1 protein-coding gene is annotated in these 216 nt (G+C 66.2%); it reads right to left on the minus strand.

Annotation, left to right across the window (positions count from 1 at the left end; genetic code table 11):
- On the minus strand, positions 1-216 hold a 216-nt coding region (locus EXE44_RS19825; protein WP_137718151.1), incomplete at both ends, for a hypothetical protein.

Here is a 216-nt window from a genome sequence, read left to right on the forward strand (position 1 = left end):
GGGGTGACGCCCGCCGCCGCGAGCAGGTCCTGGACGTCCGAGAGGTTCACCGAGCGCCCGTTGAGGTAGTAGTACGAGTAGTAGTTGTCCTCGGTCTCCTTCACGCGGCGCTTGATCGTGATCTCGGAGACGTCGCCGACGTTCTCCGTGCCGGCGGCGGAGACCACCTGCGACCGGTCAAGAGTCCCGTCCTCGTTGGAGAGCACGACCGTGACG

Source organism: Halorubrum sp. SS7 (genome assembly GCF_005435055.1).
GTDB classification, from domain to species: Archaea; Halobacteriota; Halobacteria; order Halobacteriales; family Haloferacaceae; genus Halorubrum; species Halorubrum salinarum.